The organism is Amycolatopsis sp. VC5-11 (genome assembly GCF_037034185.1).
Taxonomy (GTDB): Bacteria; Actinomycetota; Actinomycetes; order Mycobacteriales; family Pseudonocardiaceae; genus Amycolatopsis; species Amycolatopsis nivea.
In genome coordinates this window covers 870252-888595 of the sequence record NZ_JBAGKF010000001.1, presented here as the reverse complement: position 1 = coordinate 888595, position 18344 = coordinate 870252, and the positions used below count along the sequence as shown (strand labels likewise).

General features: G+C 69.2%; 18 protein-coding genes and 1 tRNA gene. 10 read left to right on the top strand and 9 right to left on the bottom strand.

Annotated features, from left to right (window positions below; translation table 11 throughout):
- Positions 1 to 84 precede the first annotated feature (84 nt).
- Positions 85 to 170 (bottom strand) — tRNA-Leu (locus tag WA670_RS04410).
- A gap of 130 nt (positions 171 to 300) precedes the next feature.
- Between WA670_RS04410 and WA670_RS04405 the strand changes: the two genes are divergently transcribed.
- From WA670_RS04405 to pknB, 7 genes are all read left to right on the top strand, one after another.
- Positions 301 to 1530, top strand: a complete 1230-nt coding sequence (locus WA670_RS04405; protein ID WP_037809472.1) for a DUF3662 and FHA domain-containing protein — start codon at positions 301 to 303, stop codon at positions 1528 to 1530.
- A gap of 102 nt (positions 1531 to 1632) precedes the next feature.
- Positions 1633 to 2094: an FHA domain-containing protein FhaB/FipA gene (locus WA670_RS04400; RefSeq protein ID WP_037718919.1), complete on the top strand. Its 462-nt coding sequence runs from the start codon at positions 1633 to 1635 to the stop codon at positions 2092 to 2094.
- Entirely contained in the window at positions 2091 to 3467 is a 1377-nt protein-coding gene (locus WA670_RS04395) for a PP2C family protein-serine/threonine phosphatase (RefSeq protein WP_037809208.1), read from the top strand. Before WA670_RS04400 ends, WA670_RS04395 begins: the two co-directional genes overlap by 4 nt.
- Entirely contained in the window at positions 3467 to 4954 is a 1488-nt protein-coding gene (locus WA670_RS04390; protein ID WP_037809207.1) for an FtsW/RodA/SpoVE family cell cycle protein, read from the top strand. The genes WA670_RS04395 and WA670_RS04390 overlap by 1 nt, the downstream gene beginning before the upstream one ends.
- The gene (locus WA670_RS04385) at positions 4951 to 6414 is read left to right on the top strand and encodes a peptidoglycan D,D-transpeptidase FtsI family protein (RefSeq protein ID WP_037809202.1); all 1464 of its coding nucleotides are present in this window, start codon (positions 4951 to 4953) and stop codon (positions 6412 to 6414) included. Before WA670_RS04390 ends, WA670_RS04385 begins: the two co-directional genes overlap by 4 nt.
- A gap of 3 nt (positions 6415 to 6417) precedes the next feature.
- Positions 6418 to 7662 (top strand): serine/threonine-protein kinase, encoded by a 1245-nt coding sequence (locus WA670_RS04380; protein ID WP_037809201.1) that lies wholly within the window; start codon positions 6418 to 6420, stop codon positions 7660 to 7662.
- Entirely contained in the window at positions 7659 to 9650 is a 1992-nt protein-coding gene (gene pknB / locus WA670_RS04375; RefSeq protein ID WP_037809471.1) for a Stk1 family PASTA domain-containing Ser/Thr kinase, read from the top strand. Before WA670_RS04380 ends, pknB begins: the two co-directional genes overlap by 4 nt.
- A 69-nt stretch (positions 9651 to 9719) precedes the next feature.
- Here the strand turns inward: pknB and WA670_RS04370 are convergent, their stop codons facing one another.
- The 4 genes from WA670_RS04370 to WA670_RS04355 form a co-directional block, all read right to left on the bottom strand.
- Positions 9720 to 10049: an effector-associated constant component EACC1 gene (locus tag WA670_RS04370; protein ID WP_037809200.1), complete on the bottom strand. Its 330-nt coding sequence runs from the start codon at positions 10047 to 10049 to the stop codon at positions 9720 to 9722.
- Between the two features lie 104 nt (positions 10050 to 10153).
- On the bottom strand, positions 10154 to 10798 hold the full coding sequence (locus WA670_RS04365) for a hypothetical protein (RefSeq protein ID WP_134728029.1): 645 nt from the start codon (positions 10796 to 10798) through the stop codon (positions 10154 to 10156).
- On the bottom strand, positions 10786 to 11589 hold the full coding sequence (locus WA670_RS04360; protein WP_240014434.1) for an ATP-binding cassette domain-containing protein: 804 nt from the start codon (positions 11587 to 11589) through the stop codon (positions 10786 to 10788). The genes WA670_RS04365 and WA670_RS04360 overlap by 13 nt, the downstream gene beginning before the upstream one ends.
- A gap of 14 nt (positions 11590 to 11603) precedes the next feature.
- Positions 11604 to 12248, bottom strand: coding sequence for an aminodeoxychorismate/anthranilate synthase component II (locus WA670_RS04355; protein WP_238603683.1), 645 nt, complete (start codon positions 12246 to 12248; stop codon positions 11604 to 11606).
- A 111-nt stretch (positions 12249 to 12359) separates the two neighbouring features.
- On the opposite strand from WA670_RS04355, the gene WA670_RS04350 reads away from it, so the two are divergent.
- Positions 12360 to 13676, top strand: a complete 1317-nt coding sequence (locus WA670_RS04350) for an FAD-dependent oxidoreductase (protein WP_037809190.1) — start codon at positions 12360 to 12362, stop codon at positions 13674 to 13676.
- A gap of 2 nt (positions 13677 to 13678) precedes the next feature.
- Here WA670_RS04350 and WA670_RS04345 read toward each other — a convergent pair whose 3' ends face one another.
- Positions 13679 to 14581, bottom strand: coding sequence for an NADP-dependent oxidoreductase (locus WA670_RS04345; protein ID WP_336156968.1), 903 nt, complete (start codon positions 14579 to 14581; stop codon positions 13679 to 13681).
- 62 nt (positions 14582 to 14643) lie between these two features.
- Between WA670_RS04345 and WA670_RS04340 the strand changes: the two genes are divergently transcribed.
- Both WA670_RS04340 and WA670_RS04335 read left to right on the top strand, forming a co-directional pair.
- Positions 14644 to 15243 (top strand): TetR/AcrR family transcriptional regulator, encoded by a 600-nt coding sequence (locus WA670_RS04340; protein ID WP_336156967.1) that lies wholly within the window; start codon positions 14644 to 14646, stop codon positions 15241 to 15243.
- 130 nt (positions 15244 to 15373) lie between these two features.
- Positions 15374 to 15760, top strand: a complete 387-nt coding sequence (locus WA670_RS04335; RefSeq protein ID WP_037809185.1) for an SCO5389 family protein — start codon at positions 15374 to 15376, stop codon at positions 15758 to 15760.
- Positions 15761 to 15878: 118 nt separating this feature from the next.
- Here the strand turns inward: WA670_RS04335 and WA670_RS04330 are convergent, their stop codons facing one another.
- From WA670_RS04330 to WA670_RS04320, 3 genes are read right to left on the bottom strand one after another with little or no spacing between them, the layout of a single operon-like run.
- Entirely contained in the window at positions 15879 to 16877 is a 999-nt protein-coding gene (locus WA670_RS04330; protein WP_238603686.1) for an LLM class flavin-dependent oxidoreductase, read from the bottom strand.
- Positions 16847 to 17005 (bottom strand): hypothetical protein, encoded by a 159-nt coding sequence (locus WA670_RS04325; RefSeq protein WP_162836037.1) that lies wholly within the window; start codon positions 17003 to 17005, stop codon positions 16847 to 16849. Before WA670_RS04325 ends, WA670_RS04330 begins: the two co-directional genes overlap by 31 nt.
- Positions 17005 to 17958: a class E sortase gene (locus WA670_RS04320; protein ID WP_205673063.1), complete on the bottom strand. Its 954-nt coding sequence runs from the start codon at positions 17956 to 17958 to the stop codon at positions 17005 to 17007. The genes WA670_RS04325 and WA670_RS04320 overlap by 1 nt, the downstream gene beginning before the upstream one ends.
- Between the last annotated feature and the right edge of the window lie 386 nt (positions 17959 to 18344).

Here is an 18344-nt window from a genome sequence, read left to right as displayed (position 1 = left end):
GGTCCGGGGGCTCGGCCCCCGGGAAGAGGAACGACCGACAACGGAAAAGAGCCCCAGTCGCGCAAGCGGCTGGGGCTCTGACCATGGTGGGCGAGGAGGGAGTTGAACCCTCACGTCCTTTCGGACACACGGACCTGAACCGTGCGCGTCTGCCATTCCGCCACTCGCCCGAGTTGCTTCCTTGAGGCAGCCAGCAAAGCTTAGCAGGGCCTTCTGACGGGTTTCACCGGGGGCATGCCCAACCCTTCCTCCCCCGGATAGGATCGATGCGGAAGCACACGTGTGAGGAGGTTGTCCCCGGTGGGTCGCGTTGAGCGCTTTGACAGGCGACTCGAGAACCTGGTGGGGAATACTTTCGCGCGCATGTTCGGCGGCAACGTCGTCACGCAGGAAGTGGCGGTTGCGCTCGAGAGGGAAGGCGAGGAGAACGTTCGTGAGCTGGCAGGCGGTCGGCAGCTCGCCCCGAATCACTACATCGTGTCGTTGGGGGCGGCTGACCACGATCGCATGGCCGGCGATGAGCAGCGGGTCACCGGGGTTCTCGCGAGGGCGGTGGCGGAACACCTCGCCGCGCAGGGCTGGGACACCTATGGTGACGTCGTCGTATCACTCGAGCGCAACGAGGCGCTGCATACTGGACAGTTCAAGACCCGTTCGTCCGTCGATCCCGACGCCCGCGACACTGCGGGAGAAGGGCCGTCACGGTCGGCACGACCCAGCAACGCAGGAGACCCACCAATGAGCCAGCCCCCCGGCTACGGCCAATACGACCAGGGTGACCCGTACGGCCAGCAGGGCCAGTACGGCTACGGACAGCAGGGTGGCCAGCAGCCCGGGTACGACCAGGGTTACGGCGGCCAGCCTCCCGCGCAGGGCTACGACCAGGGCTACGGCGGCCAGCCCCCCGCGCAGGGCTACGACCAGTACGGCGGACAGGCTCCGCAGCCCGGGTACGACCAGGGCTACGGCGGGCAGCCGCCCGCGCAGGGCTACGACCAGGGTTACGGCCAGCAGGGCGGCTACGACCAGGGTTACGGCGGCCAGGCTCCGCAGGGCGGGTACGACCAGGGTTACGGGCAGCCGCAGCAGGGCTATGACCAGGGTTACGGCCAGGCCCCGCAGGCCGGCTACGACCAGGGTTACGGCCAGCAGGGCGGGTACGACCAGTACGGCGGCCAGCCGCAGGCGGCTTACGGGCAGGACCCGTACGCGCAGCAGGGCGCCCCGGCCGCGGGCAGGCAGCTTCAGGCGAGCCTCCAGCTGGACGACGGCTCCAACCGCACCTACTCGCTGAAGCAGGGCGGCAACGTCGTCGGCCGCGGGCAGGACGCGGACTTCCGGCTTCCGGACACCGGCGTTTCGCGGCGGCACCTGGAGATCACCTGGGACGGGCAGAGCGCGACGCTCGCCGACATCGGGTCGACCAACGGGACCACGGTCAACGGCACTCCGGTGCAGACGTGGCAGCTGGCGGACGGCGACGTGATCCGGGTGGGTCATTCGTCTCTGGTGTTCCGAACCCAGGGCTGATCGCAGACCGTCCACGGGGTTCCCGCAGAATTGTCATGCGGGGGGAACCGCGGTGCGCGTGGCGCCGCGGCTTGCAGGCACAGGCGGGAGCGGACACAACAAGTGCCAGAGCTGGTCGTTCAACTCACCAGAGTGGGCTTTCTCGTGCTGCTCTGGCTCTTTGTGTTCGCCGCGCTCCGAGTCGTGCGCTCGGACCTCTACGCCGCGTCGGGCCTTCGGGTCCAGGTGCCGTCCTTCCGCCGCAACAAAGAGAAGAAGCCGCGGGGCAGCAAGGCCCCGCAGCAGTTGCTCGTGACGCACGGGGCCCTCGCGGGCACCCGCATCGCGCTCGACGGGCGGCCGATCCTGATCGGCCGGGCCGACGACTCGACGCTGGTGCTCGACGACGACTACGCATCGACCCGGCACGCCCGGATCGCGCTGCGCGGGGAGGACTGGTACGTGGAAGATCTGGGCTCGACGAACGGGACCTACCTCGACCGGGCTAAGGTCACTGCACCCCTCCGGGTCCCGCTCGGAGTCCCCATCCGGATCGGCAAGACGGTGATCGAGCTTCGCCCATGACTCTCGTCCTCCGCTACGCGGCCCGCAGCGACCGGGGCCTGGTGCGTTCCAACAACCAGGACTCCGTGTACGCCGGCCCGCGTCTCCTCGCGCTCGCCGACGGCATGGGCGGGCACGCCGCAGGTGAGGTGGCCAGCAAGGTCGTCATCGCCTCGCTCGCCCCGCTCGACGACGACGAGCCGGGCGACGACCTGCTCGCCCAGCTTCGCGAAGCCGTCCAGAACGGCAACGCGGCGATCGCCGAACTGGTCTCCCAGGACCCCGACCTGGACGGCATGGGCACCACGCTCACCGCCGTCCTGTTCGCGGGAAGCAGACTTGGTCTGGTCCACGTCGGCGACTCGCGCGCGTATCTGATGCGCGGCGGCCAGTTCGCCCAGATCACCCGCGACGACAGTTTCGTCAACGAACTGCTCGAACAGGGCCGCATCACGCCGGAAGAGGCCGCGGTGCACCCGCAGCGGTCGCTGCTGCTCAAGGCGCTCACCGGACACGAGGTCGAGCCGAGCCTGACCGTGCGCGAGGCGCGTCCCGGTGACCGGTACCTGATTTGCTCCGACGGTTTGTCCGGAATGGTCAGCGACGAAACGCTCGCCGAGGCCGTGCAGATCCCGGACCCGCAGGACTGCGCCGACCGGATGATCGAGCTGGCGCTCAAGGGCGGCGGCACCGACAACGTGACCGTCATCATCGCCGACGTGGTCGACGTCGATTTCGGCGACGACGCCCCGATCGTGGGCGGCGCGGCGGGCGACGGCAGCGACGAGATGCATCAGGGGGATTCCCCGGCGGCGAGGGCGCGCGCGCTGACCCAGCCGCCGCCGCAGCCGCGACCGGAGCAGCAGCCCCCGCCGGAAGACCCGAAAGCGAAACGGCGGAAACGGTTCCGCTGGCTCGTGGGGGCGGTCGTGGTGCTGATCGTGCTGGGCGCCGCCGCGATCGCGACTCGATACTTCGTGCTCAGCCAGTACTACGTCGGAGAAGGCCCCGATCAGGAGGTCGTGATCTACCGCGGCGTCCCGGGCAGCATCCTCGGCATCGACCTGCACTCGCTCGAGCAGGGCTCGTGCCCGCCGGGCCAGCTGTGCACCGACAAGCTCCGCGTCTCCGCGTTGCAGGAGGACGCGCGCATCGCCGTGCAGAACGGCGTGAAGCGCGAAAGCCTCGACGACGCGCGCAAGTACATCGACGATTTCCTGCGTCTCAAGAAGAAGTTGTCGGACTGCAAGCCGGCCAATCCTCCGGGCACCCCGCAGTCGGGCGCGCCCTCGTCCAGCGTGGCGCCTCCCGGGGGCACGCCTTCGTCGGCGAACCAGCCTGCGGGGAGGGACTGCTCGACGGCGGGTACGCCGCCGACGGGGGGCGGTAACTGATGGGCCAGCCGCTGGCCGACCCGACGTCCGCCCAGTTCGCCACGAATCCGCCGCGAGACCTCCCCAAGCGCAGGGGCACGGAGCTCGCGTTGCTGGCGTTCGCGGCGGGCATCGTCACGCTCGCGCTGGTCATCGTCGAGGCCAACCAGGAGCAGGAGCTGACGCTCTCGATCCTGTGGGTGGGACTCGCTTACCTCGGCGTGCTCGCCACGACGCACCTCGCCGTGCGCCGGTGGGCCCCGTACGCGGACCCGGTGCTGCTGCCGTGCGTCGCGCTGCTCAACGGGATCGGGCTGGTGATGATTCACCGGCTCGATCTGGCGAAGGCCGAATCGTTCATGCAGCGCGGCAAGGAGTACTCGCCGGAGATCACCAAGCAGCTGCTGTTCACCGCGGTTTCGCTGGTGCTGTTCGTGATCGTGCTCGTGGTGGTCAACGACCACCGCACGCTGACCCGCTACAGCTACATCGCCGGGCTGGTCGGGCTCGGCGCGCTCGCGCTGCCCGCGGTGCTGCCCGCCAGCCTGTCCGAGGCGGGCGGCGCGAAGGTGTGGCTGAAGCTGCCGTTCTTCTCGATCCAGCCGGGCGAGTTCGCGAAGATTCTGCTGATGATCTTCTTCGCGTCGTTCCTGGTGTCCAAACGCGATTTGTTCATGGTGGCGGGCAAGAAGTTCCTCGGCGTGGAACTGCCGCGCGCCCGTGACCTCGGCCCGATCCTGATCGCCGCCGCCGTCGCGATCGGCGTGCTGGTGTTCGAGAAGGACCTCGGCACGTCGCTGCTGTATTTCAGCATCATCCTGGTGATGCTCTACGTCGCGACCGAACGCGCGATCTGGGTCGTCGTCGGGCTGACGTTCTTCATCGGCGGCTGCATCATCGCCTACAACCTGTTCGGCCACGTGCAGCAGCGGGTCGAGAACTGGACCGACCCGCTCGGCCCTCGCTACGACGTGCTCGGCGGCAGTTACCAGCTCGCGCAGGCGTTGTTCGGGCTCGGCACCGGCGGCGTCGGCGGCACCGGGCTCGGCGCCGGCCGTCCGGACATCCCGCCCGCCGCGAGCACCGACTTCATCACCGCCGCGATCGGCGAGGAGCTCGGCTTCATCGGCCTGGCCGCGGTGCTGATGCTGTACATGCTGCTGGCGATGCGCGGCATGCGCAGCGCGCTGGCGGTGCGCGACACGTTCGGCAAACTGCTCGGCGGCGGGCTCGCCTTCACCATCGTGATCCAGATCTTCGTGGTCGTCGGCGGCGTCACCGCGCTCATCCCGGAAACCGGCGTCACCGCGCCGTTCCTGTCCTACGGCGGCTCTTCGCTGCTGGCGAACTACATCCTGGTCGCCCTGATGCTGCGCATTTCGGACGCGGCGCGCAGGCCGGCCTCCCGGCCGAAGCCGCAGCAGCCGCAGGCTCCGATCGCCGAGGCGCACACCGTCATGGTGCGGCGTCCGCCCGCCGAAGGCGACCCGAACGGGAGGACCGCGTGAACGCCCCCCTGCGCAAGGTCGGCATGGCGATGCTCGCGATGATCGTGCTGCTGCTGGCCAACATCACCTACGTCCAGGTCATCAAGGCCGACACGTACCGCACCGATCCGCGCAACCAGCGCGTGCTCTACGACGAGTACTCCCGGCAGCGCGGGCAGATCGTCACGCCGGACGGCACCGTGCTCGCCGGCGTGAAGCCCTCGACCGACAAGTTCAAGTTCTTCCGCACCTACGCCGACGGCCCGATGTACGCCCCGGTCACCGGGTACTACTCGATCAACTACGGCGCGGGCGGGCTCGAGCGCGCCGAGGACGACGTGCTGAACGGATCGGACCCGCGGCTGTTCGTGCGCAGGCTGTCGGACATGGTCACCGGCCGCGATCCGCGCGGCGGCAACGTGAAGCTCACCATCGACCCGAAGGTGCAGAAGGCCGCCTACGACCTGATGACGCAGCGCGGCTACACCGGCGCGGTGGTCGCGATGGAGCCGAAGACCGGCCGCATCCTGGCAATGGTCTCGACCCCGTCGTACGACCCCAACCAGCTCGCGACGCACGGCACCGACCAGAACAAGGCCTGGGACGCCTACTCCAAGGACAAGAACAACCCGATGCTGAACCGGGCGATCTCGGAGAACTACCCGCCGGGGTCGACGTTCAAGATCGTCACCGCGACCGCGGCGCTGGAGAGCGGGATCGGCCCGGACACCCAGATCAGCACCGCGCCGAACGTGCAGCTGCCGGGCACGAACACGACGCTGGAGAACTACGGCGGCGAAACCTGCCCCGGCAACACGTTCAAGGACGCCCTGGCGCACTCGTGCAACGTCCCGTTCGCGACGTTCGCCGGCCAGCTCGGCGCGGACAAGATGAAGGCGGCCGCGACCAACTTCGGCATCGGGCAGAACGACCTGACCGTGCCGATGCGGGTCGTCGGCTCGACCGTCGGCGCGCTCGACTCGCCGGGCGCGCTCTACCAGAGCGGCATCGGCCAGCGCGACGTCCGGCTCACTCCGCTGCAGGACTGCCTGCTTTCGGCGACCGTCGCGAACAACGGCTACGCGATGAAGCCGCAGCTGATCGAGTCGATCCTGGCCCCGGACCTGTCGACGGTCGAGAACGTCGACCCGGAGCAGCTCACCGGCAAGCCCGCGCTGTCGCCGGAGAACGACAAGATCCTCACCGACATGATGATCGCGTCGGAGTCCTTCACCAAGGGCGGCGGCAAGAACGACGCGCTGAAGATCGCGTCGAAGACCGGCACCGCCGAGCACGGCGCCGACTCGAAGAACACCCCGCCGCACGCGTGGTACACCGCGTTCGCGCCGTCGGACAACCCGCAGATCGCCGTGTCGGTCATCGTCGAGAACGGCGGCAACCGCGGTCTCGCCGCGACCGGCGGCTCGGTGGCCGCCGAGATCGGCCGTGCCGCCATCGCCGCCCGGCTCGGGGGTGGATAGCCGATGCTGTCCTCGGGTCAGCTGCTGGCCGAGCGCTACAAGCTGACGAACCGGATCGCCGTCGGCGGGATGGGCGAGGTCTGGCAGGCGAGCGACACCCGGCTCGACCGGATCGTCGCGGTGAAGGTGCTGAAGGCCGAACTGTCCGGCGACGCCGAATTCCTGCACCGTTTCCGGACCGAGGCGCGGATGACCGCCTCGCTCAACCACGCCGGGATCGCCGCGGTGCACGACTACGGCGAGACGGTCAACGAGGACCTGTCCATCGCGTACCTGGTGATGGAGTACGTGGAGGGCGATCCGCTGGCGGGCATCCTCGCCAAGCACGGCAGGCTCACCGCGGACTACACGCTCGACCTGCTCGAGCAGGCGGGCACCGCGCTGCAGGCCGCGCACGAACAGGGCCTGGTGCACCGCGACGTGAAGCCGGGCAACATCCTGGTCACCCCCGCGGGCAAGGTGAAGATCACCGACTTCGGCGTGGCCAAGGCCGCCGACGCGGCCCCGGTCACCCGGTCCGGCATGGTCATGGGCACCGCGCACTACATCGCGCCGGAGCAGGCGCTCGGCCAGGACGCGGAACCGGCCAGCGACGTCTATTCGCTCGCGGTGTGCGGGTACGAATGCCTCGCCGGGCACCGGCCGTTCCTGTCCGAGAACGCGGTGACGGTCGCGATGATGCACATCCGCGACGTCCCGCCGCCGCTGCCGCCGGACGTCCCGCCGGGCGCGCGGGCGGTGATCGAGGCGACGCTCGTGAAGGACCCCCGGCAGCGCTACGCCAGCGGCGGCGAGTTCGCGGGCGCGATCGCCGCGGTCCGCGCCGGCCGTCCGCTGCCCACCCCGCTCGGCCTGGTCAACGCCGCCTACGCGGCAGGTCAGGCACCGCCCGTGCCACCGGTTCCGCCCGCAGTGCCGCAGGCGGCCGGTGCCCCGGTCGGACCCAGTTCCAACCCGGCGTTCCGGCCGCTGTCGGCTCCGCCGGGCCCGCCCGGTCCGCCGGTCCCGCCGCCGAAACGGAACCAGTGGGGCTGGTGGGTGCTGCTCGCGGTGGTCATCGTCGTGGTCCTGGTGGCCGTGGCGTTCTTGATCGCGAGAGTGGTGTCCTCCGGCAACGGAGGACCGCCGCGAAGCGTGGACAGCGGGAGCGGACCGACCTCAGCCACCCCGGCCGGTACGAGCGAGGCCCAGGGCCTGCAAGGCATGATGACCACACCTTGGACGGAATGGAACGGCACGAAGCGATGACGACACCCAGACTGCTCTCCAATCGGTACGAGCTGGGCGACACGCTCGGGTACGGCGGTATGTCCGAGGTCCACCACGGGCACGACGTGCGGCTGGGCCGGGAAGTCGCGATCAAGGTCCTGCGCGCGGACCTCGCCCGCGATCCGCAGTTCCAGGAGCGGTTCCGGCGCGAGGCGCAGAACGCGGCCGCGCTGAACCATCCCGCGATCGTCGCCGTGTACGACACCGGCGAGGCGAACACCGACGTCGGTCCGCTGCCGTACATCGTGATGGAGTACGTCGAAGGCCGGACGCTGCGGGACATCGTCAAGACCGAGGGCCCGCTGTCGCAGAAGCGCGCGATGGAGGTCATGGCCGACGTCTGCGCCGCGCTCGACTTCTCGCACCGGCACGGCATCGTGCACCGCGACGTGAAGCCGGCGAACGTGATGATCACGAAGAACGGCGCCGTCAAGGTGATGGACTTCGGCATCGCGCGCGCCATGCACGACGGCCAGTCGGCGATGACGCAGACCGCGGCCGTCATCGGCACCGCCCAGTACCTCTCGCCGGAGCAGGCGCGCGGCGAGTCGGTGGACGCCCGGTCGGACGTCTACGCGGCGGGCTGCGTGCTGTACGAACTGATCACCGGCGAGCCGCCGTTCACCGGCGATTCCCCGGTCGCGGTGGCGTACCAGCACGTGCGGGAGGACCCGAACCCGCCGTCGTCGGTGAACCCGGCGGTGTCGCCGGAGCTCGACGCGGTCGTGCTGAAGGCACTGGCCAAGGGCCCGGCGAACCGGTACCAGTCGGCCGCCGAAATGCGGTCGGACCTGGTCCGGACGCTGTCCGGGCAGCGTCCGTCGGCCCCGATGGTGATGTCGGACGACGAGCGCACCCAGGTGATGAACGCCGACCGCCGCCAGCCGGTGGCCTACGACGACTACGCCGACGAGCCGGACGAGGACCCGCGCGCCAAGCGCCGCCGCCGGATCATCTTCGGGGTGATCGCCGCGCTGCTCGTGGCGGGTGTGGTGCTGTTGATCTTCTGGCTGAGCGGATCGTTCCGCGACAAGAACGAGACCGCGCAGATCCCGCCGGTGGTCAACCAGCAGGTCACCCAGGCGAAGGCGGCGCTGCAGCAGGCGGGCTTCTCGTCGTTCGCGCCGAACAAGAACGTGGTGTGCGGTCCGGAGGCGAGCAACCCCGGCGGGCAGACCTGCACCGAGGACCAGATCGGCAAGGTCATCGCGATCGACCCGGAGGTCGGCAAGACGGTGCCGACCACGTCCACGATCACGCTGACCGTCGGGCAGAAGCCGGGCAACACCACCGTGCCGGACCTGCACGGCAAGTCGGCGGAAGACGCGAAGACGGCGCTCGAACAGGCCAAGCTGAAGCTCGGCAACACGACCTCGCAGCCCGTCGACACCCCGGACGACGTCGGCAAGGTCGTGTCGCAGAACCCGACCGCGAACTCCTCGGCCACCGAAGGCACGCCGGTGGATATCGTCGTCGGGTCCGGCGTCAACCAGAAGGAAGTGCCGAACACGGTCGGCAAGGACTACGCGACGGCGAAGCAGATCCTGCAGAACGCCGGTTTCAAGGCCCAGCGGGTCGACCAGGCCTCGGACCAGCCGAAGGACCAGGTCATCGACCAGCAGCCGAACGGCGGCAACCTGCCCCCGAACAGCACGGTGAAGCTGACCGTGTCGTCCGGTCCGCAGCAGATCCAGATGCCGGACCTGACCGGGATGACCTCGGACCAGGCGACGCAGAAGCTGCAGAGCCTTGGCTGGTCGGGCAGCATCCAAACGCAGTCGACCTCGTCCGGCAGCGGCAAGGCCAACACCGTGGTGAAGCAGAACCCGCAGGCAGGCAGCCAGATCAGCCCGACCCAGCCGATCATGCTGACGATCAAGGAGGACGACGGCAGCGGCGGCTCGCCGACGTCGAGCTCCGGCGGGATCTTCCCGCCGGGCGGGATCCGCAACAACAACGGCGGCTGACTCGCTCGCAGCGCATAAGGAGGGCCCGCACGGTGCGCACCGTGCGGGCCCTTTTTTCGCGCCGGCCGATCAGTCTTGGTCGAGGAAATTCCGCACGCTGGCGAGCACCTCGTCGACGTCGTGCCCGCCGCCGCAGTCGACGTCCAGCTCTTCGACGGCCCCGGAGCGCTTCACGGTGAGCGACACGCGCCGTCCGTCGCGCTGCCGGTGCAGCCAGCCGAAAAGCGACCGGCAGAAGGTGCCCGCCGACCGGCTGCTCACCATCACGACCACGCCGCTGCCCGGCCCGGCGAGCCGCACCCGCCCGGCCAGTTCGTCCTCGGCGCCGAGCCAGGAAACGAGGTGCCGCACCTCGTCCGCTGAGCCGTCCACGGTGATCGCGGCGATCCCTGCCGTCACGGATGCTCCCCTCCCGGGCCCAACAGACGGCGCGAGGGTAACCGACTCGCAGCCCGACCCGGAACCCCCAAATCGGCATTTGCCGAATGCAATTTGCAGAAAGGTCAGGATCGGCGGGTAGAGACCGTGCCCACCACCGTCATGCTCGCCGCCAGCAGCACCACCGACGTGCCTATCGCCAAACCGAGCGGGCCGCCGTACGGGGAGCCGTTCATCAGCGCTTGCAGCAGCGGATGCACCAGCGGAACCCACTTTCCCAGCAGCACCACGCCCAGCACGAGAACCGCGGCGAGCACAGTCCAGCCGATGCGCGACACAAGCAGCCGCGAGCACGGCAGGCCGATCGCGATGCCGACCAGAGCGCACGCGAGATGGGTCGCCAGCCCGGCACCGATGATCTGTGCCTGCAACTGATTCCGATGCGTCGCCGCCCAGCCGACGGTCACCAGCGTGCACACCAAGGTGCAGCCGAACACCGTCAGCACCGCGCCGCCGATGGTTTTGCGATTGCCGCCGGCGTGGTTGAGCGTGATCAGTCGCTGCACCGGATCCTCGATGTCCAGCAACGCGATCGTGAGCCAACAGCCGAGTACGAGAATCCCCGCGCCGCTCACGCCAAACAGCGGAAGCACTGGCGAACTCGGGTCTGCGTAAAGGATTGAGCACAACGCGAGGTACGCGAGCCCGGCTGGCAAATAGCGTTGCGAATGGCCGAGCAGCGCCAGGTAATAGCGGCTCACTGCGAGCACGGCGCCACCTCCCGCACCGACCAGCCGCCGGACAACGCGCGCAGCAGCACGGCGTCGGCGTGTTCGGCGTCGACCGTCAGGACCACGCCGCCTGCTTGGTCGGCGACCGCGTGCACGCCTGGTTCGGCGGACCAGTTGTCGACGCTCGACGACACCGGCAGCAGCGTGATCCGCTTCCGCTCCGGATGCGTTTCCAGCGGCGCGACCCGGCCGGACGCGAGCCGGTACACCTCGTCCGCGTGTTCGCGCACGACGTCCGGCCGGTGGTCGGTGAACACGACGCTCGCGCCGCGTGCGCGGGTTTCCGCGACCAGTTCGCCGAGCACCGCGTGCGTGCCGACGTCGAGGCCGGACCAGGGTTCGTCGAGGATCAGCAGGTCCGGCCGCACCAGCACGGCTTGGGCGAGGCCGACCTTCTGCGCATTGCCTTTCGACAGCGTGCGCAGCTGCGCGTCCGGACTGCCGACCAGCGCGAGCCGTTTCAGCAGCGGATCGATCCCGGACAGGTCAGTCAGCCCGCGGATCCGCGCCAGATGCCGCAGGTACGCCCGCGCGCTCAGCCGCTGGCCGCCGGGGAACCGGTCGGGCAGGTAGCCGACCGCCGGGCTCCCGGTGATGTCGCCGTACGACGCCCGCGACACCCCGGCGAGGATCCGCAGCAGCGTCGATTTGCCCGATCCGTTAGTGCCGAGGACGCCGACCACCCGTCCGGCGGGCACCTCGAAATCGATGTGCGTCAGGACGGGTTCGCCGCTGCCGTACCGTTTTCCGACTCCGCTGAGCCGGATCAGCGGGGTCGGCGCGGTCACGCAGTCGCGGCCTTCTGCAGGGTGCGGGTGGCCCGCTCCAGGTCGTCGACGACGGTCGGCGCGACCGGGTGGCCCGCCGAGGCCATCCAGTTCGCCAGCATCCGGTGGCCGCATTCGGTGAGCACGGATTCGGGGTGGAACTGCACGCCCTCCAGCGGCAGTTCGCGGTGCCGCATGCCCATCACGATGCCGGTTTCGGTGGTGCCGGTGACCTCGAAAAGGTCCGGATCGATGGTGTCCGGGAGCACGGTGAGCGAGTGGTACCGAGTGGCGGTGAACTCCTCCGGCAGCCCGGCGAGGATGCCGGAGCCGGTGTGCCGCACCTGGCTGGTCTTGCCGTGCAGCAGCTCGTCCGCGCGGTCGACGGTGGCTCCGAAGTGCACACCCAACGCCTGGTGGCCGAGGCAGACGCCCAGCATCGGCGTGCGCGTCTCGGCGCATTTCGCGATCACTTCAATGCTCTGACCTGCGCGTTCCGGCGTTCCGGGACCCGGGGAGACGAGCACCGCGTCGAAGTCCGGCACGCGATCGAGGTCGACGACGTCGTTGCGCCACACCGTGCAGTCGGCGCCGAGCTGCGCCAGGTACTGGACGAGGTTGTAGACGAAGCTGTCGTAGTTGTCGACGACGAGAACGCGCATGCCGCCAGCTTAGCGGCTCCCACCTGCTGGACCGTACGCCAGATCACAGTGATTGTTAGGATCACCTAACTTACCGTGGAGCGGGTGAGCCGAATCCTTCGTGTCGCCGTGGTGGGCGCCGGCCCCGCCGGCATCTACGCCGCCGACCTGCTGGACAAGTCCGACGCGGACGTCGAGATCGACCTGTTCGAGCGCATGCCCGCGCCGTTCGGGCTGATCCGCTACGGCGTCGCGCCCGACCACCCGCGCATCAAGGGCATCGTCAACGCCCTGCACAAGGTGCTGGACCGGCCGAACATCCGGCTGCTCGGCAACGTCGACTACGGCACCGACCTGAAGCTGGACGACCTGCGCGAGTTCTACGACGCGGTCATCTTCGCGACCGGCGCGATGGCCGACCGCGCGCTCGACCTCCCCGGCATCGACCTCGACGGCAGCCACGGCGCCGCCGACTTCGTGTCCTGGTACGACGGCCACCCGGACGTGCCGCGCACCTGGCCGCTCACCGCGTCGTCGGTGGCGGTGCTCGGCGTCGGCAACGTCGCGCTGGACGTAGCGCGCGTGCTCGCCAAGACCGCCGACGAACTGCTGCCGACCGACATCCCGGCGAATGTCTACGAGGGCCTCAAGGCCAGCCCGGTCACCGACGTGCACGTGTTCGGCCGCCGCGGTCCGGCGCAGGCGAAGTTCTCGCCGCTGGAGCTGCGCGAACTGGACCATTCGCCGAACGTCGAGGTGATCGTGCACCCCGAGGACATGGAGTTCGACGAGGCCAGCGTCGCCGAACTGCGGTCCTCGAAGCAGACCGACATGGTCGTGAAGACGCTGCAGGAATGGGCGATTCGCGACGAGGGCACCCGCCCGCGCCGGCTGCATCTGCACTTCTTCCACGCGCCGGTCGAGGTGCTCGGCGAGGACGGCAAGGTCGTCGGCCTGCGCACCGAACGCACCGAGTACCGCGACGGCAAGGTCGTCGGCACCGGCGAGTTCCACGACTGGGACGTGCAGGCGGTGTACCGCGCGGTCGGGTACCTGTCGTCGCACCTGCCGGAAATCCCGTTCGACCACACCGCGGGCGTGATCCCGAACCAGGGCGGCCGGGTGCTGGACCTGGACGAGAACCAGGTCCCCGGCGTGTACGTGACCGGCTGGATCAAACGCGGCCCGGTCGGCCTGATCGGCCACACGAAGGGCGACGCGGCCGAGACCGTCGCGAACCTCTTGGCGGACGCGGACACCCTCGCCGCGCCGCGGCATTCGTCCCCGGACGCGATCCTGGAATTCCTTGCCGCGCGCGGGATTTCGTTCACCACCTGGGAAGGCTGGGGCAAACTCGACGCGCACGAGAAGTCGCTCGGCGAGGCCGAGGGACGCGAGCGGGTGAAGGTCGTGGAACGCGACGAGATGGTGCGGGTTTCGCGCGCCTGAGGTCAGTTCAGGTAGACGATCTTCCCGCGGGCGTGCCTGCTTTCGCTCAACTCGTGCGCGGCCGCGGCTTCGCTCAGCGGGAAGGTCGCTGCGACTGGAATCCTCAATTGGCCTCCCTCAGCGATCTCTACTGCTGGGGCAAGTCCGTGTACTGCCAACGGATCCGCGCCAGGGAGCGCGGCGCCGTGCGAGAAGTGCACGCCATGCTGTGGCGCGGTGGTGTCGGTGATCGTCACGACCCGCGCGGGGTCTCCGGCGATCTCGATCAGGTCCGGCAATGCTCCCCCGGCACAGTCGAAGACCGCGTCGACGCTGCCAACTCGGTCGACCAGCCCCGGACCGTACGTCGTCGCCTCGGCCCCGAGGGAACGCAGGAAATCGTGGTTGCGCGGACTCGCCGTGCCGATAACGGTGGCCCCGCGCGCGATCGCCAACTGAACCGCGACCGTGCCGACGCCGCCTGCCGCGCCGTTCACCAGGATCTTTCCGCCAGGAAGCTGATCCAACACCCGGGTCGCCGTTTCGATCGCGCCCGCGGCACCGCCCGCCTCAGCCCAGCTCCAGGCGTCCGGTTTGGCAGCCCAATGCACCAAGACGGCGTACTCCGCGTTGGCTCCCCGGCGATTCGCGTCGGTCATGCCGAAGACGTGCTCGCCGGGCGCTATTCCGGTGACCCCGTCGCCCACCTCGTCGACCACGCCAGCAGCGTCGTAGCCCGTCCGGAACGGGAACGTCACCGGCATCGTGTCTTCGCGCGCTCCGGATCGGATGATGGTTTCGCCCGCGGAAAACCCGGACGCGCGCACCGAAATGCGGATCTCCCCCGGTCCAGCGTGCGGTTCGGCGACATCGGCGACGTGCACGACGCTGGGCGGGCCATACTGGGAAAACTGGACGGCTTTCATGTGCCCGAAGGTATTCCAGCAGGTCAGCGATCCAGCCGGAAGTGAGAGGGGTGGCGGCCGAAGTGAGACGGACCGACGCCGCCCACAACCGAGTCCGCATCCTCGCGGCGGCGCGGGTGGCTTTCACGGTCCGCGGATACGGCGTACCGATGCGGGAGATCGCCCGGCAGGCCGAGGTGAGCGTCGCGACGGTTTACCGGCATTTTCCGACCAAAGACGCGCTGATCGCCGAAGCGTTCGCCGAGGAACTGGCACTGTGCTCGTCAATCGTCGAAGAGGGCCTGGCGGCGGCCGATCCGTGGCAGGGTTTCGTCCTGGTGTTGGAGAAGCTGACCGAGACGCATGCCCGTGAGCAGGGCTTCCGCGCGTTCGTCGCCCAACTGCCCCGGCGACTCGACTTCGCCGCCGACCGAGCCCACACCCTGCGGCTGCTGCTCGAACTCATCCACCGAGCGAAGGACACTGGCGAACTGCGTGCGGATTTCGTACTGGAAGACCTCGTGCTGGCATTGGTCGCCAACGAGGGGATCCGGGTGGAACCAGCTTCTGCGCGGCTCGCAGCGGTGCGTCGGTTCACGGCGTTGCTGATCCAGTCGTTCCGGGCGCACCCGGATGCCGGACCGCTGCCGCCAGCTGTGCGGGTGCCGCTCGGCCGCGCTTAGCAAGGATGCTCACCGTGCGGCTGTTCCGGTGGGAGTGATCCACCAAAGTGGTGATGAAACTCGTTTTCTCTTGTGGCCGGGTCGGGCGGGCCGGTAGCTCTGAGGGGTACCGCTGACCATGGAGGTTGTCTTGTCCTTGGACGTATCGCCCGCGCTGCTGGAAAAGGCCGAACGCGGGGAGGTCTCCGACGCCGAGTTCGTGGCCTGCGTGCGGGAATCGCTGCCGTACGCGTGGGAGGTCATCACCGGAGTGATCGCGGAAGCAGACACCGCCGCGGACGGATTCGCGGACAACGAAACCCCGCCGCCGGACGAGACCGCCCGCGGTCAGCTGCTGCGGGCACTGGCCTCAGACGCGATCCGGGGCGGGCTGGAACGGCATTTCGGCGTGAAGCTGGCGTTCCAGAACTGCCACCGGGTAGCCGTGTTCCGCGAGACGGACGGGGATCGGTACCGGGCGTTCGTTTCGCCTCGGGGGCAGTTGCTGAACCAGAGCCCGGAGCTGCGGGACTGCTAACCGAGCACGGCTCGGGGGTTTGCCCGGTGCTTCGGCAAACCCCCCGAGCTGGGCCCGCGTTTTGACGACCGCGTCCCAGGCGTGACGGGCCGAACCTGCGATCTAGAGATTAGAAGGCTCAAGCCCCCCGCAGTGCGGGCAACACCTCGGCACCGATCCGCGCGATGTTTGTCATCGTGCCTTCCTCCGTGCCCGACGCTTCCACGAACATGATCACGTGCGACACCCCAGTACGCGCAAAACTCGTCCGCAAAGTCTCGACGCAATGCTCAACCGACCCCACCGGATGGATCGCGCACAGTTTTTCCGTGTACTCCCAAGGATCCCGCCCCGGACCAGGCCGATCGTCCACTGGCACATGGGCAGCCAAGCCATCCGCCAGCCATCCCGGCAAAGCGCGGCGCACAACGGCGGAAGCATCGTCGCCGACCTGGCACAGCACCGTCGACACGTGGGCCGCGGGAGCACCGTAAGCGGCGACAGTGGCCGCCTTCTCCGTGTCATCCGCGTGCAAGCCCAGCAACAACGGCAGCTCACGTTTCGCAGCCAGCCGGACTGCGGAGGAAGTCGGGCCGCCGCAGGCCACCACGACTTGTGGGGCGCGCTGCGGAATAGGGCGCAGCGGTACCTCGCGGAAGGAGAAATGCGCGCCCCGGGCCGAGACTCGGCCGCCAGTGGCGGTCAGCAACAGGTCCAGCGACTCGGCGAAACCCGTTTCGTAGCGCGGCAATCCGGTCCCGAATACCTCCAGGTCCTGCCACGGCCCACCTCGGCCGACGCCTAATCGCAGGCGGCCGTCAGAAACCGCGTCCAGCATGGACCACTGTTCGGCCAACGCCACCGGATGCGTCGTGGACAGCACGCTTACCGCCGTGCCCACACTGATTCGCGACGTCTGGCCGAGCACGTGCGCGGCCAGCGTGATGGCTGACGGGCACACGCCATACGGCATGAAGTGGTGCTCGGCCAGCCACACGTCATCGAAACCGGCGACCTCGGCCGCGCGAGCCGCGTGGACGGTGCGGCGCAGTACGGCGGCGTCGTCCTGGCCCGGGAAGCAGCCCGAGACCAGGAAGACCCCGAACCTCAGTTGCTCACCGACACGTTGTTGAACCACAGCAGCGGGTCCAGCCACGGGAACACCACGAACATCAGCAGCGCCACGATTCCGAGCACCAGCACGAGCGCGATCACGAACTTCACCGCGAACGGTCCGGGCAGATGCCGCCAGAGCCAGCCGTACATCAGGACGCGACTCCGATCTTCTTCAGCAACGTCGTGTAATCCGGCACCTGCGTCTTCGGCACCTGGCGGGTCAGCACCGAGGTGATGATCAGCCGTTCCTTCGCCGAGAACTGCGGGTGACACGTGGTGAGCGTGAGCAGCGAAGCCTGCTGCGCCTTCGGCAGCGCCCCGGCCGGCTTGTACGGCACCGGGTTCACCGCGTCGCCCTGGCTCGGCTGGACGACCTTGCGGCCGAACGTCTCGTCGTACGGTCCGCCGCCGGGGATGCTCGAGTTGCGCAGCGTCGACACGCCCTTGCACTCCGGCTGCGCGCCCTTGCCGCTGCTCCAGCCCTTGACCTCGTCGTCGTACGGCAGCACCTGGTAGATGAAGAAATCGGTGTGCGTTTCGATCACGATCTGGTCGCAGGAACTCAGGTTGTCCAGGTCGTTGAACGGCGCGCCCTTGCCGACGCGGTGCCCGGCGACGCCGAAGTTGCCCGGTTCGCCCGGCAGCGCGGTGCCCTTGTAGTGGCCGGGGCCGATCGCCAGCGAGTCCTCGCCGGTGCCTTCCTGGATGGTGAAGTTCCAGTCCGCGCCGAACGACGGGATGTGGATGCGCGCGAACGCCTTGCCGTCGATCAGCTCCGGGTGCAGCGTGCGGTCCTTCGCCCAGTCGCCGTCGAGCTGATCGCTCGCGGTGTGCTGTTTCTCGGCGGAGAACAGGTCGGTGACCCACACCTCGTACACCATGAACAGCAGCACGACCACGCCGAGCGTGATGAAGATTTCGCCCGCGGTGCGGATCGCGAGCCCGCCCTTGCCCAGCGGCGGCGGGGTCTTTTTCGCCTTCTTGTCGTCCTTGTCCTCCACCGCGACCGCAGAGAACACCTCGGTCGGCTGCTCGGCGAACTCCGGGCCGGTCATCCGCCGCCGGGACGGGTCCGGGGCCGCGGTGCCGACTCGGCGCGGCATCTGACGGCCTTCTTCCGGCTGGCGGCGAGGACGTCCGCCGGGGTCGCCGGGACGTCGTTGCGGACCGCCTTCGGCGCGGAACTCCGCGGTACGGCGGGGTCCGGGATCGCGCGGACCGCCGAAATCACCGCCGCGGGGGTCACCCTCGCGGGGCCTGCCTTCGCCCGGCCGGCCCTGCACGGGCCGGTTTTCGCCGCCGTCCCGGCGCGGTCCGCCCCGGTCGATCGGCGTGCGCTGTTCGGGTGATCTGCCGCTGGGGTTCCCGGCCACTCTTCGCCGCGGCGGGGTCTCCCCTGGCTGCCTTCTCGGCGGCGGCGGCTGACGGCGGACCGGGCGGTCAGGTCCGGTGCCGGGGCGGCGGTCGTCCTCGCCCGGCCAATCTTGCG

Bases quoted from the DNA above. Each gene is read 5' to 3' on its own strand.
- WA670_RS04395 (WP_037809208.1), top strand. From the start codon at position 2,091: ATGACTCTCGTCCTCCGCTACGCGGCCCGCAGCGACCGGGGCCTGGTG.
- WA670_RS04390 (WP_037809207.1), top strand. From the start codon at position 3,467: ATGGGCCAGCCGCTGGCCGACCCGACGTCCGCCCAGTTCGCCACGAAT.
- WA670_RS04380 (WP_037809201.1), top strand. From the start codon at position 6,418: ATGCTGTCCTCGGGTCAGCTGCTGGCCGAGCGCTACAAGCTGACGAAC.
- pknB (WP_037809471.1), top strand. From the start codon at position 7,659: ATGACGACACCCAGACTGCTCTCCAATCGGTACGAGCTGGGCGACACG.
- WA670_RS04355 (WP_238603683.1), bottom strand. From the start codon at position 12,248: ATGCGCGTTCTCGTCGTCGACAACTACGACAGCTTCGTCTACAACCTC.
- WA670_RS04345 (WP_336156968.1), bottom strand. From the start codon at position 14,581: ATGAAAGCCGTCCAGTTTTCCCAGTATGGCCCGCCCAGCGTCGTGCAC.
- WA670_RS04325 (WP_162836037.1), bottom strand. From the start codon at position 17,005: ATGTACGGCTGGCTCTGGCGGCATCTGCCCGGACCGTTCGCGGTGAAG.
- WA670_RS04320 (WP_205673063.1), bottom strand. From the start codon at position 17,958: ATGCCGCGCCGAGTCGGCACCGCGGCCCCGGACCCGTCCCGGCGGCGG.